The sequence below is a fragment of the Streptomyces sp. MI02-7b genome (assembly GCF_033793585.1).
Classification (GTDB): Bacteria; Actinomycetota; Actinomycetes; order Streptomycetales; family Streptomycetaceae; genus Actinacidiphila.
This window is the reverse complement of sequence record NZ_JARAWX010000008.1, coordinates 150,964-166,895: the sequence shown is the minus strand read 5'-3', so window position 1 is coordinate 166,895 and position 15,932 is coordinate 150,964. Positions and strand designations below refer to the sequence as shown.

At 72.5% G+C, this 15,932-nt stretch carries 13 protein-coding genes; 6 read left to right on the top strand and 7 right to left on the bottom strand.

Annotated elements, in window-relative coordinates; translation table 11 throughout:
* Positions 1-112: 112 nt before the first annotated feature.
* The gene (locus PV364_RS15570) at positions 113-334 is read right to left on the bottom strand and encodes a hypothetical protein (protein WP_401973926.1); all 222 of its coding nucleotides are present in this window, start codon (positions 332-334) and stop codon (positions 113-115) included.
* A complete protein-coding gene (locus PV364_RS15565) occupies positions 331-2,004 on the bottom strand; it encodes an enoyl-CoA hydratase-related protein (RefSeq protein ID WP_319660549.1) in 1,674 nt (557 codons plus the stop codon). Before PV364_RS15565 ends, PV364_RS15570 begins: the two co-directional genes overlap by 4 nt.
* Positions 2,005-2,219: 215 nt before the next feature.
* Here PV364_RS15565 and PV364_RS15560 point away from each other — a divergent pair, with 215 nt between their 5' ends.
* The 6 genes from PV364_RS15560 to PV364_RS15535 all read left to right on the top strand — a co-directional run bounded on the left by PV364_RS15560 (position 2,220) and on the right by PV364_RS15535 (position 9,310).
* Complete coding sequence (locus tag PV364_RS15560) at positions 2,220-3,791, top strand: cellulose binding domain-containing protein (RefSeq protein WP_319660546.1); 1,572 nt, start codon at positions 2,220-2,222, stop codon at positions 3,789-3,791.
* A gap of 322 nt (positions 3,792-4,113) precedes the next feature.
* Positions 4,114-4,551 carry a subtilase-type protease inhibitor gene (locus PV364_RS15555; RefSeq protein ID WP_319660544.1) on the top strand — a complete coding sequence of 146 codons (438 nt, stop codon included), beginning with the start codon at positions 4,114-4,116 and terminating at the stop codon, positions 4,549-4,551.
* A 282-nt stretch (positions 4,552-4,833) separates the two neighbouring features.
* Entirely contained in the window at positions 4,834-6,030 is a 1,197-nt protein-coding gene (locus PV364_RS15550; RefSeq protein WP_319660542.1) for an alginate lyase family protein, read from the top strand.
* 36 nt (positions 6,031-6,066) lie between these two features.
* Entirely contained in the window at positions 6,067-6,858 is a 792-nt protein-coding gene (locus PV364_RS15545; RefSeq protein WP_319660541.1) for a crotonase/enoyl-CoA hydratase family protein, read from the top strand.
* Positions 6,859-7,254: 396 nt separating this feature from the next.
* Positions 7,255-8,865 (top strand): M4 family metallopeptidase, encoded by a 1,611-nt coding sequence (locus tag PV364_RS15540; protein WP_319660539.1) that lies wholly within the window; start codon positions 7,255-7,257, stop codon positions 8,863-8,865.
* Positions 8,866-8,950: 85 nt separating this feature from the next.
* Positions 8,951-9,310: a nuclear transport factor 2 family protein gene (locus PV364_RS15535; protein WP_319660538.1), complete on the top strand. Its 360-nt coding sequence runs from the start codon at positions 8,951-8,953 to the stop codon at positions 9,308-9,310.
* 68 nt (positions 9,311-9,378) lie between these two features.
* Here the strand turns inward: PV364_RS15535 and PV364_RS15530 are convergent, their stop codons facing one another.
* The 5 genes from PV364_RS15530 to sbnA all read right to left on the bottom strand — a co-directional run bounded on the left by PV364_RS15530 (position 9,379) and on the right by sbnA (position 15,876).
* Complete coding sequence (locus tag PV364_RS15530; RefSeq protein WP_319660537.1) at positions 9,379-10,110, bottom strand: PhzF family phenazine biosynthesis protein; 732 nt, start codon at positions 10,108-10,110, stop codon at positions 9,379-9,381.
* 3 nt (positions 10,111-10,113) lie between these two features.
* Complete coding sequence (locus PV364_RS15525) at positions 10,114-10,728, bottom strand: DUF4328 domain-containing protein (protein ID WP_319660536.1); 615 nt, start codon at positions 10,726-10,728, stop codon at positions 10,114-10,116.
* A gap of 140 nt (positions 10,729-10,868) precedes the next feature.
* Positions 10,869-12,821 (bottom strand): glycoside hydrolase family 5 protein, encoded by a 1,953-nt coding sequence (locus tag PV364_RS15520; protein ID WP_319660534.1) that lies wholly within the window; start codon positions 12,819-12,821, stop codon positions 10,869-10,871.
* Between the two features lie 2 nt (positions 12,822-12,823).
* Entirely contained in the window at positions 12,824-14,242 is a 1,419-nt protein-coding gene (locus tag PV364_RS15515) for a PI-PLC domain-containing protein (RefSeq protein WP_319660532.1), read from the bottom strand.
* A gap of 536 nt (positions 14,243-14,778) precedes the next feature.
* Complete coding sequence (gene sbnA / locus PV364_RS15510; RefSeq protein ID WP_319660530.1) at positions 14,779-15,876, bottom strand: 2,3-diaminopropionate biosynthesis protein SbnA; 1,098 nt, start codon at positions 15,874-15,876, stop codon at positions 14,779-14,781.
* Positions 15,877-15,932 lie beyond the last annotated feature (56 nt).

Genomic DNA, 15,932 nt, shown 5'->3' with positions numbered 1-15,932 from the left:
TGACATACACGCCGCGCGCCCAGGGCCTTCACCGCTCCGACCGACCACGCGTCCGGCGGTCGACATGAGCGGAGAGGGGAACGCCGGGGTCCGAGGCCGGCAGCTCGGGCGGTCAGCGGGAGGTGAGGGGTGTCTCGGACTCGATGCAGGTGAGCTCCTCGGGGTTGCGGACGTAGTAGAGCCCGGTGACCCGGCCGTTCTCGACGCGTACGGCCATGAAGCCGTCGATCACGCCGTCGAGGCGCAGGACGAGTCCAGGGTTGCCGTTGACCGTCGTGAGCGTGCTGGTGAAGGTACCGCCGACCTTCTCGAGGCTGAAGCGATAGCTCCTCACGCCGTGCCGCATCCGGGGGAGGGACGGCTGCGGACGAAGGCGGCGCGCAGGGCGTGGTAGGGGGCCTCGGGGTCGGAGAAGGTGGCGCGCATGCGGGCGAGCTCGGCGTCGCGGTAGGCGGACAGGGGCTGGACCGCCTCGCGGCGTTCGAGGTCGGCCTTCTTTGCGGCGACGCGGGCCTGGGCGGCGGCGGTGCCGGCCAGGCGGGCGGCCAGCCGGCGCACATCGGCGGCGAAGTCCCGTGGTCCGCACATCAGCAGCCGGTCCACCAGGCCGAGCCGCATCGCCTCCGTGGCGCCGACCGGCATGGCCCGTTCGGTGAGCCGTCGCGCCGTGCCGGTTCCGACACGGCGGGGCAGGGAGTAGGTCCAGTACTCCGATCCGTACAGGCCCATCAGGCGGTAGTGCGGGTTGAGCACCACGCCCTGGCGGCACCAGACCTCGTCCGCGGCGAGGGCGAGCATCACGCCGCCGGCGCCCGCGTTGCCGCCCAGCGCGGCGACGACGAGGCGGTCGGTGGTGGTGAGGACCGCCTCGACGAGGTCGTTCATGGCCGTGATGTTGGCCCAGGACTCCGCGGCGGGGTCCGCGGCGGCCTCGATCGTCTTGAGGTCGATGCCGTTGGAGAACACGTCCCGGCCACCGCCCAGCACCAGCACCGAGGTGGGCCGGGCGCAGGCGCGCCGGTATGCCGTCAGCAGGCGGCGGCAGACGTCGGTGGACATGGCGCCGCCCGGGATCGAGAACGAGAGCACACCCGCGGCCCCCTGCTCGCGGTAGCGGATGTCGGCCCAGTCGTCCTCGTCCGCGCCCCGGGCGGGGACCTCGGGGAGGTCCGGCAGCAGTGCGCCGAGCGCGGTGACCGCGGGCAGGGCGAAGGTGCCCGGGCCGCCGGGGGTGCGGCGGGCCCGCAGCCGCGGGATCCACACCGCGCCGTCCGACGTCGCCCGGCACACCGCGCCCGCCCGGGTGGCCAGCAGCCGCCCGGGCTCGCCGCGCAGCCGCTGCTCGGGGTGGCCGCCGTGCAGGAACCAGCGGGCGCCGAGCAGTTCGTCCAGCACGCCGGGCCGGGAGTCGGCGGCGCGGAGCTTGCGCAGGACGGTCCCGGTGGTGTCGTGGGCCCAGTCGACGCGCCGCTCGTCCTGGGTGACGGCCGGCCGGGCGCGGATGTGCGGGCGGACCGCCGCGTCGGTCTGCGGCCTCGGGAGGTAGGCGCCGGAGGCGACGCGGTCGACCGCCAGCAGAACCGCCTCCATGGCGGCGTCGGAGATCTCGCCGCGGTACAGGTCGCTCTTGCCGACCGGCGGAACGGCGCAGCCCACGGAGGCCCAGACCGCCCCGGCGTCCATCTCGGCCTCCGCCTGGAGGACCGTCACGCCCCACTCGGCGGCGCCCTCCTGGATCGCCCGGTCCAGCGAGGCCGGGCCCCGGTCGCCGGGCGGTCCGGGGTGGACGACCAGGCAGGTGCGGGCGGCACAGACGTCCGGCGGGATCGCCGCCTTGAGCATCGGCGCGAGGACGAGTTCCGGCTCGTACCGGGCCACCGCCGCGCGCACCGCTGCGCCGTCCGGGGTCACCTCGACGGCGACGCTGTGACCCAGTTCGGTCAGTTCCACCAGGGCGCGCTGGGTCAGGCTGTTGAACGCCGAAGCCACCAACAGGATGTGCATCTGTACCTCCCGGCCACCCGGCACGGTCGGGGAGCGCCAGGACTCTTCGCAGCCGATGATGCCCGCCGGGCGGCCGCCGCCCGGTGCGGCCCGGCCGGGGCGTCACCCGATCGGCCAGAACCGGCTATTGACGCGGACGCATCAAGTCGATAGGTCTATACCAGATGCTTTGGTACAGACCAAATCTGCGCCTGTTCCCGCCTGTGGAGGCATGGATGCGAAGAACTCTGGCCCTGGTCACCGCGCTCGTCGGAGCGCTCGTCCTGCTCCTCGCCCCGCCCGCCGCCGCGGCCACCCCGACCGCGGCCTTCGTGAAGACGTCGACCTGGGACACCGGTTACCAGGGGCAGTACACGATCACCAACGGCGGCACCACCACGCTCAGCGGATGGACCGTCGAATTCGACCTGCCCTCCGGTACCTCCGTCGGCTCCTACTGGGACACGCTGCTCACCCAGAGCGGCAGCCACTACACCTTCAAGAACCGCGACTACAACGGCACTCTGGCCCCCGGCGCGACCGCCGCCTTCGGCTGGGTCTCCACCGGCACCGGCGCGCCCACCGGCTGCAAGCTCAACGGCGGCTCCTGTACCGGCGGCGGTGGGGGCAACGACACCACCGCGCCCAGCGTCCCGTCCGGTGTGACCGTCGGCTCGGCGACGAGTTCGTCCCTCACCGTGCGCTGGACCGCCTCCACGGACGACTCCGGCAGCGTCGCCGGCTACGAGGTCTCGCGCGACGGCGGCACGCCCGTCGCGGTGACCGGTACCTCGTACACCGCCACCGGGCTCTCGGCGAGCACCGCCTACGCCTTCCGGGTGCGGGCCAAGGACGCGGCCGGCAACACCTCCGCGTACAGCACCGCCGTCAGCGGGACGACCACCTCCGGCGGGGGCACCAACCCGCCGCCCGGCGGCGTCAGGACCGCCCCCTACGTCGACATGGGTGCCTGGCCGACGCCCAGCCTGACCGCCATGTCCTCGGCGAGCGGACTGAAGAGCTTCACCATGGCCTTCATCACCGCCTCCTCCTGCAAGGCGATGTGGTTCAACGCGTACGACCCGCGCGCGGCGTGGGGCAAGGACCAGATCGACGCCATCCGCGCGGCCGGCGGTGACGTCAAGATCTCCTTCGGCGGCGCCTCCGGCATCGAACTGGCCCAGGCGTGCGGGACGGTCGACGCGCTGTACACCGAGTACAACGCCGTGGTGAACGCCTACGGCCTGACCTACGCCGACTTCGACATCGAGGGCGCGGCCACCGCCGACCCGGCCTCCGTCGCCCGCCGCTCCCAGGCGCTGGCCCGGCTGCAGCAGGCCCACCCCGGGCTGCGGATCTCGCTGACCCTGCCCGCGCTGCCCGAGGGGCTGACGGACGACGGACTGGCCGTCGTGCGCTCCGCCCGGGACGCGGGCGTCACCCTGGACGTCGTCAACATCATGGCGATGGACTACTACCGCTCCACCGACTACGGCGACGCCGCGGTCCAGGCCGCCAACAGCACCTTCGCGCAGCTCAAGACCCTGTATCCGGGCAAGACCGACGCTCAGGTGTGGGCCATGACCGGGGTCACGCCGATGCTCGGCCAGAACGACGACGGCCACATCTACGACCAGGCCGACGCGCGGCAGCTGGTCGGCTTCGCCCAGGGCAAGCACCTCGGGATGCTGGCCTTCTGGGAGATGACGCGGGACCGCAACGCCTGCAACGGCGCGCTCTACATGTGCACCAACATCGCGCAGTCGCCGTACGAGTTCTCGAAGATCTTCGCGGGCTACAGCGGCTGACGCCGCGCCCGCGGCCACCGCGGGCCGCGCCGTTCATTGCTCCATCGGGCCGTCATCGCGTACGAAACGCGGTGGCGGCCCGCTGCTTTCCGGCCGATGTGGAGATGATGTGTCGGGCCGTGAAGGCGCTTTCACCCAGTCCGCGGCTCCGCTGAGTCCTTTCACCGGACGCCCAGCCCCGCCCCAAGTGCGACACAACGGATAGTGCACAGTGTGAACAATCGGTGACTGAAAGTCGCGGAGCGATGTGACGCGGACGTGTCCGATGCACAAGACTCCGGGACGTCCGATTACCGGAGCGAGAGCCGAAGGAGTGTTCGCTATGCGGTTCAGTGCGGTGAGTGCCTGTCTGGCCCTGGTGGCGGCGGTGGGTTCGGCCGGAGTGGCGGCCGGCACCGCCGAGGCGCGGCCGGCGGGTGCGGCGAGTCTGTACGCACCTTCCGCCGTGGTGCTGTCCGTGGGCAAGGGCGAGGATCCGGCCACGGCGACGATGCAGCGCACGGTGGTGCTGCGGTGCAGCCCGACCCCGTACGGCGACCACCCGGACCCGGCGTCCGCCTGTGCGGAACTCAGGGCGGTGCAGGGTGACTTCACGGCGCTGACCGCCGACTCCCCGGGTGCGAACTGCACCCGCATCTGGGACCCGGTCGTCGTCACCGCGGACGGGGTCTGGGAAGGCCGTCGTGTCACCTTCAGCCGCGCGTTCGGCAACGCGTGCATGCTGCGCGGCAGTGACACGCACGGTGTCTTCGCCTTCTGACGGGCCGTCGAGAAGGCGGTGACGGCGAAGGTGTGACCCGAAAGCCACGGGGTTCACCGTGGGGGAGAACCCTGTGAGGGGCGGCCGACTCGTGGGACGGAGTCGGCCGCCCCTGATTCTTTTGTCCGCCCGCCCAGGCATGGCATGGCAATCCCCTCTGGTTCAAGGGGGGTTGACGCGGCATTGGTCTAGTCCTACCGTCATCCGTCAATCGCATCGTTCACGGGTGAGTCCCTTGTTCACCCTTGTGAACGTGCCGTCTCCTGGGAAGGCGTCCCCCACATGTCCCACAGAACACGCGGCATCCTGTCCAAGTCCGTCCTCGCCCTCAGCGCGGCCCTCGTCGCCGCCCTGCTGTCGGCGGTACCCGGCACCGGTCGCGCCTCGGCGGCTCCGGCCGCCTTCACGCACCCCGGTGTCCTGGTCAGCCAGTCCCAACTCGACTTCGTGCGCGGCAAGGTCCAGGCCGGAGCGCAGCCGTGGAAGGCCGCGTACGACCAGATGATGGCGTCGTCCTACGCCTCGCAGTCGCGGAACCCCAAGCCGCGCGCGGTGGTCGAGTGCGGCTCGTACTCCAACCCCAACTACGGTTGCACCGACGAGCGCGAGGACGCGATCGCGGCCTACACCAACGCGCTGGCGTGGTACATCACCCGCGACAGCAGGTACGCGCAGAAGGCGATCCAGCTCATGGACGCCTGGTCGGCCACCATCACCGACCACACCAACAGCAACGCCCCGCTGCAGACCGGCTGGGCCGGCTCGGTGTGGCCGAGGGCCGCGGAGATCATCCGCTACTCGTACGGCAACTGGCCGAACGTGAACCGGTTCGCCACCATGCTGCGCACCGTCTACCTCCCCGAGGTCATCAACGGCTCCAAGAGCAACGGCAACTGGGAGCTGAGCATGATGGAGGCCGCCGTCGGCATCTCCGTCTTCCTCGACGACAAGGCCTCCTACGACAAGGCCGTCACCCGCTACCTCAACCGTGTCGCGGCCTACGTCTACCTGGACACCGACGGCGCGCTGCCGAAGACCGTGCCCGGCAGCGGGCTCGACACCCGGGACGAGATCGTCGGCTACTGGCAGGGCCAGTCCACCTTCGTGACCGGCCTGACCCAGGAGACCTGCCGGGACTTCACCCACACCGGATACGGCATCTCCGCGATCTCGCACGTCGCCGAGACCAGCCGCATCCAGGGCCAGGACCTGTACCCGCAGGTCGGCGAACGGCTGCGGCAGGCGCTCGGCTTCCAGTCGAAGTACCAGCGCGGTGAGGCCGTGCCCTCGTGGCTGTGCGGCGGGCACCTCAACCTCGGGCTCGGGCCGGTGACCGAGGTCGGCTACAACGCGATCCACAACCGCCTCGGCTACGCCATGACCAACACCCAGGCGCTGACCGAGTCGCAGCGGCCGGCCGGCAGCAACAACCTGTTCGTGGCCTGGGAGACGCTGACCCACGGGGATAACCTCGCGTGAACCGGCAGAGGTGACGGGCGGCGGAGGGAAGTGGTCATGGCCGTACGTGTGGAGCGCAGCGGACCCGTCACCACGGTGGTGCTCTCCCGCCCCGGGGCACGCAACGCCGTGGACGGTCCGACCGCACGGGAACTGGCCTCCGCCTTCCGTGAGTTCGACGCCGATCCCGGAGCCTCGGTCGCCGTGCTGTGGGGGGAGGGCGGCACCTTCTGCGCGGGTGCCGACCTCAAGGCCATCGGCACCCCGCGGGGCAACGAGGTGACCGAGGTGAGGGACGGGGGCGACGGCCCGATGGGCCCGACCCGGATGCGGCTGGGCAAGCCGGTCATCGCGGCGATCTCCGGTCACGCGGTGGCCGGCGGCCTGGAACTCGCCCTCTGGTGCGACCTGCGGGTCGCGGAGGAGGACGCGGTGCTCGGGGTGTTCTGCCGGCGCTGGGGGGTGCCGCTGATCGACGGCGGCACGGTGCGGCTGCCGCGGCTCATCGGGACCTCCCGGGCGATGGACCTCATCCTGACGGGGCGTCCGGTCGACGCGGCCGAGGCCTACACCATGGGCCTGGTCAACCGGGTCGTCCCGGCGGGCGGCGCGCGCGAGGCGGCCGAGCGGCTGGCGTCGGAGATCGCGGCGTTCCCGCAGACCTGCGTACGGCACGACCGGCTGGCCGTGCTGGACGCCGAGGGTCTCCAGGAGGGTGCGGCCCTCGCCGCGGAACTGCGGCACGGCCGGATCTCGCTCGCCGAGGCGGCCGAGGGCGCGGCCCGCTTCGCCGCGGGTGCGGGCCGGCACGGGTCGTTCGGGGAGGACGGGCCGGCCGCGGCACGCTGAGCCGGGGTGCCTTCGCCGGGGGCCGGCACGGGCGACGCGAGCAGCCGGTCTCCCCGACGCCGGCGGGCGCGCGGGCTCGTCGGCCCGGTCGCCGGTACGGGGGGCGAGTGCCGCCGCCGGTGACGGGGCTGCCCGGCCCGGCCCGGTGATCGGGACGTCCCCGGTTGCCTCCACCGGCCAGCGGCGCACATCGGACGTCGGCCGCTCCGCCGGACGGGCCGCGGCGGAGCCCACGTGACCGGGGCGTGCGGGGTGGCTGGTTCCCGTGTGTGGGCTGTGTGTGCCCTCTGGACAGCGGAATGTCATGGGCACTTAAATCTGGCTCCGTTTCACCTCCCACCGCGCATGCGCCTCCGCGCACGTCCCCGCGACCCGAGGAGCAGGATGCAGCACTCAATGAGACGCGCAGCCACCGCGACCGCCGCCGCGCTCGGCACAGCCGCGCTGACCGCGGCCCTTCTGGTGCCGTCGGCCGCGTCGGCGGACCACGGGAACCTCCCCTCGCGCGCCACCGCCGTGGCCCGCGCCGACGCGGCGGTGAGCCTGCCGGCCGGGCAGGGGCGCACCGTCCGCGACGTCGTCGTCGACACCGACGGCGCGCAGCACGTCCGCTACGACCGCACCTACCGCGGACTCCCGGTCCTCGGCGGCGACATGATCGTCCACCTCGCCCCCGACGGGTCCGTCGAAGGCACGCAGCGGGCCACCCGTGCCGATCTCGCCGTGCCCAGCGTCACGCCCGCCGTCCGGGCGGGCGCCGCCGCGGACAAGGGCCTCGCGGCCCTGCGCTCCGCCCACCACGGCACGGCCTTCCGGCAGGCCAAGGCCAAGCCGCAGCTGGTCGTCGACGCGCTGCACGGGACGCCGCGGCTGGCCTGGCGGACCACCGCCGTCGGCCTGGACAGCCTCGGCAACCCTGCCGCGCGCGTGCTCGTCACCGACGCCCGCACCGGCGCGCGCATCGACGCCTGGGACGCCCTTGAGACCGCCGCCGGCGACGGCACGTCCCTCTACGGGGGCACCGTCTCCCTGGAGACGACCCCCAGCGGCGGCAGCTACGAGTTGAAGGACCCGACCCGCGGCAACACCTACACCGGTGACGCGCAGAACAAGACGGACCTGTGCATCTTCGGGATCTGCTTCTCCCGCGCCCCCGCCGTGCTCTTCACCGACGCCGACAACCACTGGGGCACCGGCACCACGGCCGACCGCGCGACGGCCGCCGTCGACGCGCAGTACGGCACCGACGAGACCTGGGACTACTACAAGGCCGTCCACGGCCGCAGCGGCATAGCCGGGGACGGCAAGGGCTCGTACAACCGCGTCCACTACGGCAGCAACTACAACAACGCCTTCTGGGACGACAGCTGCTTCTGCATGACCTACGGCGACGGCGACGGCACCACCTTCGGGCCGCTGGTCGCCCTCGACGTCGCCGGGCACGAGATGTCGCACGGCGTCACCTCGCGTACCGCGGCCCTCACCTACTCCGGCGAGTCCGGCGGCCTCAACGAGGCCACCTCGGACATCTTCGGCACGCTGGTGGAGTGGTACGCGGGCAACGCCTCCGACACCGGCGACTACCTCATCGGCGAACGCATCGTGAAGCCCGGCTTCGGCAAGGCGGCGCTGCGCTTCATGGACAAGCCCTCCAAGGACGGCAGTTCCGCCGACTGCTGGAGCTCCGGCGTCGGCAATCTCGACGTCCACTACTCCTCCGGCGTCGCCAACCACTTCGCCTACCTGCTCGCCGAGGGCAGCGGCGCCAAGACCGTCAACGGCGTCAGCTACAACAGCCCCACCTGCAACGGCTCCACGGTGAGCGGCATCGGCCACGACAAGCTCGGCAAGATCTGGTACCGGGCCCTGACGGTCTACATGACCTCCGGAACCAACTACGCGGCGGCCCGCACCGCCACCCTCAAGGCCGCCGCCGACCTGTACGGCGCATCCGGCACCGACTACGCGGCCGTGGCCGCGGCCTGGTCCGCCGTCAACGTCAACTGACCGCGGCGGCGTCGCCGGACCCCGCCGGACCCGCCGGACCCGCCTGATCCAGGCCCGCCCGGCGGGGTCCTGGCACACTGACCGCGTGACGACGACCGACGCGGCGGCTGCCGTACGCGAGCACCTGCGGGCCTTCAACGCCCGTGACCTGGAAGCACTCCTGGCCGGCTTCACCGACGACGTCGTGTGGATCACCGGTGGCACGACCGTACGCGGTCGCGCCGCGCTGACCGGGTTCTTCGACGAGGCGATGCGCGGGCTCCTGCCCACCCTCGAGCTGCGGGACGTGATCGCCGAAGGCGCCCGCGCAGCCTGCCAGATGACCGAGACCCTGACCTACGGCGGAGAGGTGCGGTCGTACCCGATCGCCGCTTTCTACGAGCTCCGCGACGGGCGCATCGCCTCGGCGAAGGTCTACCGCGAGGGCAGCGCGGACGTCGCCTGAGGACGTCGCTGAACGGAGGTCACCTGACGGACGGCGCCCCCGCCCGCTCGCGCGGGCGGGGGCCCGTTTCACAGGTCGAGCAGGTGGATGCGGCGCCGGGAGGACGGCGAGGTGCCGAGGGTGATGGCCGGACGGGGGCGGGTGCCGGGGACCGCGCGGTCGAGGCGGACACGGCCGCCGAGCTCCACCAACCCGTGCGGTGCCGGCGCGGTGAGGATCTGGGAGCCCCGGCCCTGGGTGATGTTGAGGGCCCGGTTCAGGCGCTCGGTGAGCAGGAGGGCCGCCGAGCCGGAGGCCTCGACCTCGGCGGGACCGGCGGGACGGCCGGGGAAGCCGCGCGCCCGTACGCGGCCGGCGGCCTCGTCCTCCCACGCCCAGGCGTAGAGCCATTCGCCGGGGGCCGGCACAGGGAGCGTGTCGACCTCGCGGGGCGAGGCGTACTGGCGCAGGGTGCGCTTCCTGGCCCATTCGGGGCTGGCCTCGACCCAGTTGAACTCGCCGTCGAGCCGCACTCCCAGCACTCCGGCGGGGGTGATCAGCTCGGGGGCGTCCAGCAGCCAGGCGGCGGCGAGCGACGCCGAGCCGGCGAAGGGCAGCTGCCGGCCGGGGATGCGGACGTCGACGACGCCGCGCTCGGCGTCGTTCACGAAGACCGTCTCGGGCAGGCCCGACTGCCGTGCGAAGGTGGCCCGTTCGGGCTCGTTGGCGGTGGCGTCCTCGTCGCGGACGACGGCGACGCGGTTGCCGAGGCCGCCGTCGGGTGCGCAGAAGACGCGGACTATGTCATATCCGGAGTTCATGGGTCAGACCTCGACGGGCGACGGGACGGGAGCCGGGCGGTCGAGCGCGGCGGACTGGAGTGCCGTGATGCGCTCGATCACGAGGATCAGCAGCACGGCCGCGGCGGCCATGAGGACCTCGGTGACCACGAGGCCGGCCATGGACTCCGGGACGACCTTCAAGGTCGTGGTGAGTACGATCCCGTGCCCCAGCCAGGCCGCCCACCAGAGGCTCACCAGCGTCGTGTCGCGCTTGCGGTCCCACGCCGCGGAACTCGCACGCGCGATGGCGAGGACGTGCCGCAACGGGACGAAGAGGTTGACCACGGGGACGAACCACGCGCCGATCAGCCAGCCGCCACCGGGCAGCTTCGCCTCGGGCGACAGTTCCAGCGCGTTGCGCCGGCTCCTGGCGAGCCACACCAGGAAGAGCAGGGCCGACAATGTCATCAGCCAGATGAAGATCTGAGTGCCGAGGACCGAGTCCCGCGGCGCCTCGTTCTGCTGGGACACCGTGTGGGGCACGGTGTGTTCCCGGAATTCCAGGGTGCGGAAGACGTCCGCGACGGCGGCCGCGGCTGTCGCGGTCTGTGCGGCCCGGGCGAGCAGCCGGGGGGTCTTGGGGGGTGGTGACGTCATGGTCGGGGGGCCTGCTTCTGAAGTGCGTGCGCGGGGGCAGCGGACACTGGGGCGGAGTGATCATAGGGTCTGATCGCCACGTCCGCCGACGAGTTGGGGGTCCCGGACCGCGCGTGGTCCGGGACCCTTCCTGGTCAGGGCTATGTCAAGGACCGGCAATAGACCGCATCGGGTGTGCGCGAGGAGCCGACGCGGCCGGTGAAGGCGACGCCGGCCGCGTACTCGCCGTCGGCGCACTGGCCCTTGTAGCTGCCGTAGGCGAAGTCACCGCCCTTGGCGGAGGAGGGACGGTTGTCGCCGCGGTCGAACCACACCGTGCGGCCGCCCGAGCCGAGGGGGGTGCCCGCGACGGCGCACAGGACGCTGGAGACGGCGGCGCCGCGGACGGCGTAGCCGATCATGAAGTCGCCCTGCGGACACTGGTACTTGGTGTATCCGGAGGCCCAGTCGCCGCCGGACGCGACGTACCGTTCGTCGGTCACGACCTCGTACGCCCCGGAGGACGCCCACAGATCGCCCGCGCCGGTGTCGGTGCACAGGGCGCGGTTGCCGGTGTGGGCCAGCCCCACCAGCCGCTGGCCGTCGGGGCAGGCGGCCTTGCGGGCACCGGAGTCCCAGTCGGGGCGGGCGCGCAGGCGCAGGCTCTGCACGAAGTCGCCGTGGTCGGGGCTGAGCATGGACCAGCGCGGGACGGGGTCGACGCGACCCGTCCGGGAGGGGGCGTCGACCAGCCGGGTCCAGGCGTCGGCGCGCCAGTCGTCGCCGTCGTACAGGCCCATGCGGTGCCCGGCCGCGTCCCAGTGGAGCAGCGCCCAGCCGTTGCCCCGGCGGTTCTCGTGCCAGCCGACGAGCGGCCAGTAGGCGAAGTCGGCGTCGGCCCGGATCAGGAAATCGGTGAAGTCCGCGAACCAGGCCCGGGTCCTCGCATCGGTCTCGCCGCGGCCCCCGACACCGAACTCGCTGATCCACAGGGGTGCGGTGAAGTGCTGGTCGGGGGTGGAGGGGACGTAGAACGCCTGGCGGCGCAGCTCCGCGTAGAGGCCGTCGCGGCCGAGGTCGCTGTAGCGCGGGTCGTGGGTCTCGCCGATCCCGGTCGCGCCGCTGTGGCGGGGGCCGGTGTAGCCGTAGAAGTGCGCGGAGTACACCAGCTTCCCGGACCGCACGAGCGTGTGACACAGCCGCTGGACGGGCTCCAGCGTGGGGCGGTCGTGGGGGAAGCCGTCGATGGGCAGTCCGGTCCAGTTGATGCCCTCGACGATGATCAGCAGGTCGGGGTCGGCCTCCTGGAGGATGCGGTCGCCCAGGTGCTGGGAGGCGGCGAACCAGTCGTGGTCGTCGCCGGAGCCCCAGTTGGGGTCGTCCAGGACGGAGCGGCGGACCTCGTTGTACAGGTCGGCGCCGACGACGCGGGGGTTGTCCCGGTAGCGGCGCACCATGAACAGCCAGTCGGCCTCCCAGGCCGCGGTGGACTGCGACGCGTTCCAGCGTTCGTTGCCGTCCACGCCGCAGCACCAACGGGTGGTATTGGTGTGGTTGTTGAGGACGACCGCGAATCCCTCGTCGGTGAGCGCCCGGACGACGGTGTCGTACACCTGGAGCGGCGTCCTGCCGCGCAGCTGCGGATTGGCCGCGACGGAGGCGTCGGTGACGGGGACGGTGTCGTGGATCATCTCGTTGGAGAACGGCAGCCGGACGCTGTTGATCCCCAGTTCGCCGAACCCGGCGAGGATCTCGGCGATCGGGGCGCGGTCCAGGCCCAGCGGCATCCGGCCGGAGTCCTCGCCCGCGTGGTGGTCCGCGGGGTCGGCGGCGTCGCCGGAACCGTTCCAGGTTCCGCTGGCGCCGTGCCAGTTGCCGGACTTCAGCTTGAAGCGGTTGCCGTCGGCGTCGACGATCCAGCGGCCCCGGGTGCTGAGCGGCGGGGTCCACGAGGCGGCGAGCGGGGTGGACGCGGCGGCGGGGGCCGCCGTCGGTGACTGCGCCGCGGGGGTCGCCGCGGGGCTCGCCGCGGCGACCGGGGCCAGCAGGCCGAGGAGCGTGCCGAGGGCGGCGGCCACCGCCGCGAAGGGACTGCGTACGAGTGTCCTCCCCATGGCTACGGCACCACGGTGTAGCCGTTGAGCCGGTCGACCGCGGACTGCGGGGAGCCCAGGTCGTAGCGGTCCACCGCGACGTAGGTGGGCTTCTTGCGGGCGGCGGGCTCGCAGAAGTTCCGGACGCGGTTGAGGAGCTTGCCGTTGTCCGTGGCGGCGGTGCCGGAGAGGGTCGTGTCCCGGAAGTGGTTCATGACGAAGAGCGGGTGGAAGCCGGGCTCCTCGCGGGTGAGGGGGACGTTGACCCCGGAGGCGTACCAGCGGCTGTAGCAGGCCCAGTCGGAGCTTCCCACGCCCGAGCCCATCGACCAGTAGTTCTCGACGGTCCACTCCTGCTGGTACATGACGCCGAAGCTGTCGCGGGTCGGGCCCCCGGAGTCCGCGGCGCGGGTCCGGTCGGTGAAGAGCATCAACTGCTTGCCGCGGGCCGCCAGGTCGGCCATCCTCGGCCAGCCGTGCTCGCGGACGCCGTCCTGGTCGGGGCGGTACAGGACGTCCTGGAGGCCGTCGACGCGGGCGAGTTCGGCGCGCAGCACGTCGGCGGAGACGTAGTCCTCCAGGAAGACGGTGGCGAACTCTCCGGGGTGCTGCTTGAGGAAGTCCACCATGCGCTGGACGTCCACCCATAGTGCGACGGGGCGGCTGACCAGGGTGCAGCTGTCGTGGCAGAGGATGGCGCCGTCCGGGGTCTGGTGGATGTCCATCATGAAGCCGCGTACGCCGTCGTCGAGTTGCTGCGAGATGCCGCGCGACTGGTTGGGGAAGAAGTTCACGAAGGGCGGGGCGAACCCGCCGTCGACGCCGTTGGCGTACGCGTTGTGCGCGGTCAGGAAGGTGACCTGGTCGAGGGTGCGCTGGTCCGCGGGCGGCATCGTGGCCTGGGGGAGCGGCGCGGGGGTCAGGTACCAGCGGGCGAGGGGGCCGTCGGCGCCGATCTGCGGACGCTCGGGATACACCCCGCCTGCGGGCGCGGCGCCGAGGGCGAGGCGGTCGGCGGTGCCGGGGACGCCCAGGGCGTACGCGCCCGGGTCCGCCGCGGCCACCTGCCACACGGCGTTCGCCCCGCCGCACGCGACGACCGCGGCCTCCGCGCCGGACCGGCCGAGGCAGTGGGCCGCGTCGTCGGTGCTGCGCAGTTCATGACCACCCGGCACGGCCACGGCCGTCCACTGCTGGTGGTCCTCGTCGCCCTTGGGGCGGTGCAGGGCCAGGGAGCCGCTGCTGTCGGACGCGTTGAGGCCGTTGACGGCGCTCTGCACGTACAAGGCGCCGCCCGGGACGACGGTGGTGGCGCCGGACGCCTGGGGCAGGGCGGGGAGCGAGATCGCCGCGACGGCGGCGGCGACGGCGCAGGCGCGGGCGCGGGCGCGGGCGAAGTGGGGGGAGCGGAGAGGGTCTCTCCGAGGGGGAGTCATGGGCATGACATACCACTAGGCACACCCGTCGGGAAAGCACGCCGGGCAGCGGCCGTCGGCCCGCCCCGCCCCGCCGCGCGGCGGGGCGGATTCGTCCGGGAGCCGGGGGAGATCGACCGGCGCCGTGATGCGGTGATGCGGCGTGACGCTGCTGGACCTGGAGCGTTGACCGCGGGCCGGGTGGCCAGGGCGGCTTGCTCCGGCGGGCGTGCGGTCGGTGGACTGTGTGCCGGGCGCTGCCCGCGCTTCCGCGTGGCGGTGGGGCGGCTTTCCGATCCGGCCGGGACCGGTGGTGACCGTTGCGGGTCAGGTCGCCGGGGCGGGCCTGGCCCGAAACGGCGGTCCGTCAGGCGGTCCGTCAGGGGAGGGTGCGTGCCCGGGCGCCGGCCGCATTTCCGCGCGGCGGTGGGGCGGTGCTCCGGTCCCGGCGACCCGGTGGTGGGCCCCGGTGGGACGGCCGCGCGCCGTCGGCGGAGCCTGCGGGCCGATGCCCCCAGCCGACGGCTGGGGGCGGGGAGGAGGGAAGGACTGAGTGGCCGGGCCTACGCTTCGGCCTCGCGGATCTCGGGCTGACGTTCCTGGTCGGTGCTCCGCCGGCCGGCCCGGTTGTAGCGGCGGCGGTCCGGGGCGGGGGACACCGGCGGTGGCTGGGGGGCCATCCAGGCGCCGGCGGCCGACTCGTCGGAGTCGAGCACGTCCTCGCCGTAGAGGGCCTGGAGCCAGTTGGTGTGGTAAACGGTGTCGAGGTAGCGCTCCCCGAGGTCGGGTGCGATGGCGGCGGCCGTCAGCTCGTCGGGCGCGTCCTGCCGGGCGAACCACTCCATCGCGCCGCTGACCACGGTCCCGGTCGAGCCGCCGAACAGGAAACCGCTCCTGGCCATGCGGTGGCAGGTGCGGATCGTGTCGGCCTCCTCGACGAGCACGACCTCGTCGACGAAGGACTCGTCGAGCAGCGGCGGCCGCACCCCCATCCCCAGACCGGGGATCATCCGGCGACCGGGGGGACCGCCGAAGGTGACCGAACCGACGCTGTCCACCGCGACGATGCGCACCGGGCGCTGCCACTCCCGGAACCAGCGCGCGCAGCCCATCAGGGTGCCGGTGGTGCCGGCCCCGACGAAGAGCACGTCCAGATCGGGGAACTGCCGGGCGATCTGCGGCGCCGTCGTGCGGTAGTGGGCCCTCCAGTTGCCGGGATTGGTGTACTGGCTGAGCCAGACGTACCGGTCGTCGGAAGCGCACAGCGCGCGCACGTAGTCCAGCCGCGCCCCGAGGAAGCCGCCGTTGGCGTCCAGTCCGGCGATGACGTGCACCTGGCTGCCCAGGGCCTCCATCAGCAACCTGGTGGAGAGGTTGCAGCGGGAGTCGGTGACGCACAGGAACCGGTAGCCCTTGCTGGCCGCGATCATGCTCAGCGCCACGCCAAGATTTCCGGACGACGACTCGACCAGGACCGACTCCGGAGTGAGGAGCCCCTCCTGCTCCGCTGTCTCCACCATCTCGATGGCCGCTTTGAGCTTGATCGAGCCGGCGAAGTTGAATCCCTCGCACTTCAGGTACAGCGAGCGCCCGAAGATCGACCGCAGGTCGACATAGAGATCCGCCTCGTTGAAGGCGTGGGGGGCGGAAATGATTGGCACGACGGCCTCCTCATGTGCACGACGATCTGTTCTGCCGGGCGTGACGCATAGACCTC

Coding starts and splice junctions, on each gene's coding strand:
- PV364_RS15555 (WP_319660544.1), top strand. CDS start 4,114: ATGCGGTTCAGTGCGGTGAGTGCCTGTCTGGCCCTGGTGGCGGCGGTG.
- PV364_RS15550 (WP_319660542.1), top strand. CDS start 4,834: ATGTCCCACAGAACACGCGGCATCCTGTCCAAGTCCGTCCTCGCCCTC.
- PV364_RS15520 (WP_319660534.1), bottom strand. CDS start 12,821: ATGGGGAGGACACTCGTACGCAGTCCCTTCGCGGCGGTGGCCGCCGCC.
- PV364_RS15515 (WP_319660532.1), bottom strand. CDS start 14,242: ATGCCCATGACTCCCCCTCGGAGAGACCCTCTCCGCTCCCCCCACTTC.
- PV364_RS15545 (WP_319660541.1), top strand. CDS start 6,067: ATGGCCGTACGTGTGGAGCGCAGCGGACCCGTCACCACGGTGGTGCTC.
- PV364_RS15560 (WP_319660546.1), top strand. CDS start 2,220: ATGCGAAGAACTCTGGCCCTGGTCACCGCGCTCGTCGGAGCGCTCGTC.
- PV364_RS15565 (WP_319660549.1), bottom strand. CDS start 2,004: ATGCACATCCTGTTGGTGGCTTCGGCGTTCAACAGCCTGACCCAGCGC.
- PV364_RS15540 (WP_319660539.1), top strand. CDS start 7,255: ATGAGACGCGCAGCCACCGCGACCGCCGCCGCGCTCGGCACAGCCGCG.
- PV364_RS15525 (WP_319660536.1), bottom strand. CDS start 10,728: ATGACGTCACCACCCCCCAAGACCCCCCGGCTGCTCGCCCGGGCCGCA.
- PV364_RS15530 (WP_319660537.1), bottom strand. CDS start 10,110: ATGAACTCCGGATATGACATAGTCCGCGTCTTCTGCGCACCCGACGGC.